The sequence below is a fragment of the Pseudomonadota bacterium genome (genome assembly GCA_010028905.1).
GTDB lineage: Bacteria > Vulcanimicrobiota > Xenobia > RGZZ01 > RGZZ01 > RGZZ01.
Genome location: RGZZ01000397.1, coordinates 1 through 4677, shown reverse-complemented (window position 1 = coordinate 4677; position 4677 = coordinate 1). Strand labels below are relative to the sequence as shown.

Genomic DNA, 4677 nt, shown 5'->3' with positions numbered 1-4677 from the left:
GCCGCCAGTGCCCGAGCCCGTGGTCGAGGCGCCGCAGCCACCGCTGCCCGAGCCCGTGGTCGAGGCGCCGCCGCCGCCAGTGCCCGAGCCCGTGGTCGAGGCGCCGCAGCCTTTCTTCGCACCGGCAGAACGACCGTGTCCCGCCTGCGGGCTGCCAGTTCTCGAAGGCAAGCGCTTCTGCCGTCACTGCGGCGTCGAGGTCCCCGTTTCCGAGCCGCCCTCCGCGCAACCGCCTGCAGCCGAACCCGCCCCTTCAGCGCCTGCCGCGATGCCAGCGGGTGATCCGGTCGCCATGGCGCCGCCCCCCGTGGCCGCCCCCCCTGTGATGACGTGCCCTGTCTGCTCCCTGGCGCTTCCGCAGTCCGCCCGCTTCTGCGGCGGATGCGGTACGAACGTCGCCGCGATGCACGAGAGGACATGCAGCGCGTGCAACGGAAGACTTGCGCGCAACGCCCGCTTCTGCGCCTTCTGCGGTCACTCGGTCGGCTGAGGCCCGCGCATCGCGTGCGGTGCGAGCTCACGAACACGGAGGCGTCTGCCTTGAGAACCCGACTCTGCATCTTGCTGTGCCTCGCTGCCGCACTGATCACCCTGGTGCCCTGGCGCTCCGCCTCCCACCGCCCGCCCGCCCCAGACCTGGAACCAACGGCGGCGTCACGCTCGGCCGAGGCTTCTGGCATCGTGGTGACCTACCACGAGGGGGTCGATGCTGCTGAGATCACGCAGCTCGGTGCCTCCCTGGGCGTGAACCTCCACGAGAACAGCCCCTTCTCGCGAGAAGCCCGTCTCGAGGTCGCAGAAGTCGGCGCCGCGCGCATCGACGAGGTGATCGCCGCCCTGCGCCGCGATCCGCGCATCGCGTCTGCCGAACCCGACTACATCATGACGGGCCTGTGGAACGCGGAAGAGACGGTCTCCCTCGACCGCCTCCGTCAGACGCTCCCCAATGCCCGCCCCAACGACCCGCTCTACAAGTTCCAGTGGCACATGCACAAGATCGACGTGGAGAAGGCGGATCGACACAGGCGTGGCGTACGAGAACCACGGTCGCTTCCACCGCGTCGAAGACCTCGCCGAGACCGCGTTCGTGAAAGGCTGGGACTTCGTCGGCAAGAGCGAGCACGCCAATGACGATCACGGCCACGGCACGCACGTCGCGGGCACCATCGCGCAGACGACGAACAACGCCATCGGCGTGGTGGGCGTCGCCCCCGGCGTGTCGATCATGCCCATCAAGGTGCTGAGCGCCCGAGGTACGGGCAAGGTCTCCGACATCGCCGAGGGGATCCGGTTTGCGGCGAACCACGGCGCCAAGGTCATCAACATGAGCCTCGGTGGCCCCATGGCGACCTCCGTTCTCGAATCGGCGGTGAAGCACGCCTACAAGAAAGGCGTTGTCATCGTCTGCGCCGCTGGAAACAGCAACTCGGAGAACGTGGGATACCCTGCGCGATACGAAGGGTGCGTGGCGGTGTCGGCAACACGATTCGACGACCAGCTCACGTTCTACACGAACCGCGGGAAGCGCATCGACATCGCCGCGCCTGGCGGCGACATGAACGTCGACCAGAACGACGACGGCTACAAGGACGGGGTGCTGCAGAACACCATCGGCATCATGGATCCCACGACGGAGACCTACGCCCTCTTCCAGGGAACGTCGATGGCGGCTCCACACGTTGCGGGAGCCGCAGCGCTCCTCGTCGCCCAGGGCATCACGAAGCCGAGCGCGGTTCTCGCGCGGCTCCAGGAGACGGCGCGCAAGGAAGGGCTCGACCTCGAGAAGGGCTACGGCGCTGGCGTTCTCGACATCGGGCTCGCCACGACGCGCACGAAGATCGCAGACCCCATGGCCCGTCTCGTGCTGGGGCTGATGCTGCTCGGCGGCATGTTCCGCTTCTCTCGCGTGCGCCCTCGCGTGGACCTCTGGGTGATGGGCGGCATCGTCGTGGGCGGCGCGGGACTCTTCTTCCTGCCGTGGCTGGGAATCCATTCCCCGTCGCTGCTCACCACCCCGCTACCCGACTGGGATCTCTCCATCACCGGCCTGTCCACCCACGCGAACGCGCTCCTCTGGTCCGCGCTGCTCCCTTCGCTGGTGGCCCTGGGAACCTTCAGCTGGCAACGAGGTCGGTCGTTCTCCATCGGCCTGGCCATCGGCGTGGCAGCATTCCTCACCCACGAGATGGCTGTTCCCACCGCTGACGTCTGTGGAATCGGAAGCGCTGCCGCGCAGCAGATCTGGCTGTTCGTGAATGTGGCGGCCTGTCTTGCACTGACGTCTGTCGTCACGCACCTCGAGCGTCGCGACGCAATGACGGGGGCTCAAGACCTCACTCGCTGACCACCGTGACCTGATCTCCTCGCTCTGTCTCCAGAGGAAGCGCGCGGAGCAGCTCGCGCCTCACCGCGGCCGAATGCTCGGCCGCCTCAGCAGGCAATGTGACGAACACGCGAACCAGGGCGCCCTTGCTCGTGGGGAGCACCGACACCCGAACGCGGGCGTCGGTTCGCCCGATCACGCGCGCCACCACCTCTCGGGCTCGAGAGAGCAGCGATGACTCACTGGGCGCAGGGCGAGCACTGACCCTGGCCTCGTTCGCCACGGGGGCGTCCTCGCTGGCCACTGCTCCCCCGGAATACCCGGGCCCGGCCTTCGACGCCGAGTAGGTATCTGACTCCGACGCCGACCGCGGCCGAAGAGGTCTGGGCCCGCCCGGGCCCTGCATGGGCCGAAGGGGCACGGTCGCAGACGCCGGGGGAGCGATCTGCGCAGGCGCCGCGGGCGCGGGAGCCGGGGACGGAGCGGGCCGCGCCCCATTTGACTCGGTGAAAACGGCAGATGAACCAGCGGCAGGCCCGCCCGGGGCGGTTGCGACAGACCTGAGGGGAACGCGCTGCGCCGACGCGCCCTCGTTTCGCTCTGCAGACGGCGCATCTACGCGTGCGGCAACCGATGGTGGAGGTGGCTGCGAAGCCTGCGCGCCAGATGCCTGCTGCTGCTGCGCCAGCACCTGCTGCTGCTTTGCCTGCATGACGTGTTCCTGCTGCTGCAGACGCTCTCGTTCGACCGCTTCGCGCGACCGCTGATACGATTGAGCCGCCCCGTGTGCCTCTTCGCGCCGCACCGCGCCGACCTCGTCGTCGAGACGCCCCTGCGCAGCGGCGTCCCTGGCCGCCTTTTTCGACCCGGCAGAGCTCGAGACGCCGGCGCTCGATTCGCTGGCCGTGCGCATCGTCTTGGCCGCGTCTTTCTTCGACGCAACGGGAAGAGGCTGACGGTCGCCCGTTGACGCGGAAGCGACCGCCGACCCCGCGGTGGCCACTCCCCCGCCCGAGGAAGATGGGATGGGCGGCACCGTCCGAGACGGAGCAGGCTGGTTCGCACCATGATGTAGCGATGGCGGCCCCTTGTCGTTCGTCTCGAGACGCTGCGCCGGCTCAGCCGCCGCATCGGTGCTCGCGGCTCGCGCAGCGGTCGGAGCGGACAAGGGAGCGCCCGCCTGCGCCGGCGGGGGATAGCTCGACTCGGCAAGGGCATTATCAGGCCTGGGGGCCCCCTGGGATGCCGGCACTCCCTTGAGCGCTTCGCCCGTTCGCATCGGCAGCGGAGGACGCGATTCCACCGGCCTGCTGATCACATCAGACTCAATGGGACGAGCGCCGAACATGTCCGGCCGAGCGAAGAAGAGCGTGCTCACCCCCACGAGGATTGCGAACGTGGCGGCCACCGCGAGGATGCGCTGCAACCCCCAGCGACCACCACCTCGCTGGCCGCGCTGGGAAGCGGGAGCCGCGTCAGCCAACGGGTGTGCCGCTCGGAAGGCATCACGCAGTCCCTGCGGCATCTGCGGCACAGGGAGGGCCGCAACGGGCTCTGGAGACCCCTCCTGGTGACGCAAGGCCTCCACCAGCGCGCGACATGGCGGGCAGATCGTCAGATGCGTCTCGAGGCGCGCGCTTCGCTCAGGAGGCGCGGTTCCCGCGGCGCGATCGACAAGCGCATCAGACGTGGGGCAGATCTCGAGAAGCGGCGTGGTTCGCTGAACCGCATAGGCGCCAGCGATGCGCGGCATCAGGCGAGAGAGCGCATCAGCCTCGGCCTGACAGGAGGTGCACGCCGCGACGTGATCGCGCAGCCGCTGCGAATCGTCACTGGAGAGAGCGTCCTCGAGCCAGGCAACGAGGAGATCGGAGAGCTCTGGTCTCTGGCAGGTCAAGGATGCTCACCTCTCTCTCTCCACGTCAGGTTCACAGGTCGCAAGGGGCTGCCTGAGGGCGTCTTCCGCGCCGCGTTGAGTCCGTCGCCGGAAGTCCGACGCCTATTCCCGAGAGATGTACAAACGAGCGTTGCACGTCTGACGAACAGATTGGTCATGACGCCAGCACCTTTCGAAGACGCTCGAGGCAGCGCTTCAATCGGGAGCAGACCGTGCCGAGAGGGAGGTCGAGACGGGCGCAGATCTCGTCATAGGCCAGCTCCCCGAAGTAGCGCAGCTGTAAAATGGCCTGACAGTCAGCGCTCAGCGCCTGCAATGCGGTGAGCATCGTGGCGGCCTCGTCTCGCGCCATGATCTCATCTTCCGGCCCGGGGCGGAGATCAACGGCAATGGCCTGAGGCTCTTCGTCGCCGCCTTTGCGCTCCTCGAGCTGGAACCCTACCTCTTCGCGCACCCG

Annotated in this window: 4 protein-coding genes; 2 read left to right on the top strand and 2 right to left on the bottom strand. The window is 68.2% G+C overall.

What is annotated here, in order from left to right; translation table 11 throughout:
* Positions 1 to 7: 7 nt before the first annotated feature.
* Positions 8 to 490: a hypothetical protein gene (locus tag EB084_19880; GenBank protein NDD30525.1), complete on the top strand. Its 483-nt coding sequence runs from the start codon at positions 8 to 10 to the stop codon at positions 488 to 490.
* Positions 491 to 946: 456 nt separating this feature from the next.
* On the top strand, positions 947 to 2344 hold the full coding sequence (locus EB084_19875; GenBank protein ID NDD30524.1) for a peptidase S8: 1398 nt from the start codon (positions 947 to 949) through the stop codon (positions 2342 to 2344).
* On the opposite strand, the gene EB084_19870 is transcribed toward EB084_19875, so the two are convergent.
* Together EB084_19870 and EB084_19865 are read right to left on the bottom strand one after the other, a co-directional pair.
* Positions 2334 to 4220: a zf-HC2 domain-containing protein gene (locus tag EB084_19870; GenBank protein NDD30523.1), complete on the bottom strand. Its 1887-nt coding sequence runs from the start codon at positions 4218 to 4220 to the stop codon at positions 2334 to 2336. The two genes, EB084_19875 and EB084_19870, sit on opposite strands and share 11 nt — an antisense overlap.
* A 154-nt stretch (positions 4221 to 4374) precedes the next feature.
* Positions 4375 to 4677 (bottom strand): sigma-70 family RNA polymerase sigma factor (locus tag EB084_19865; GenBank protein NDD30522.1); only part of this gene is annotated, 303 nt, incomplete at its 5' end.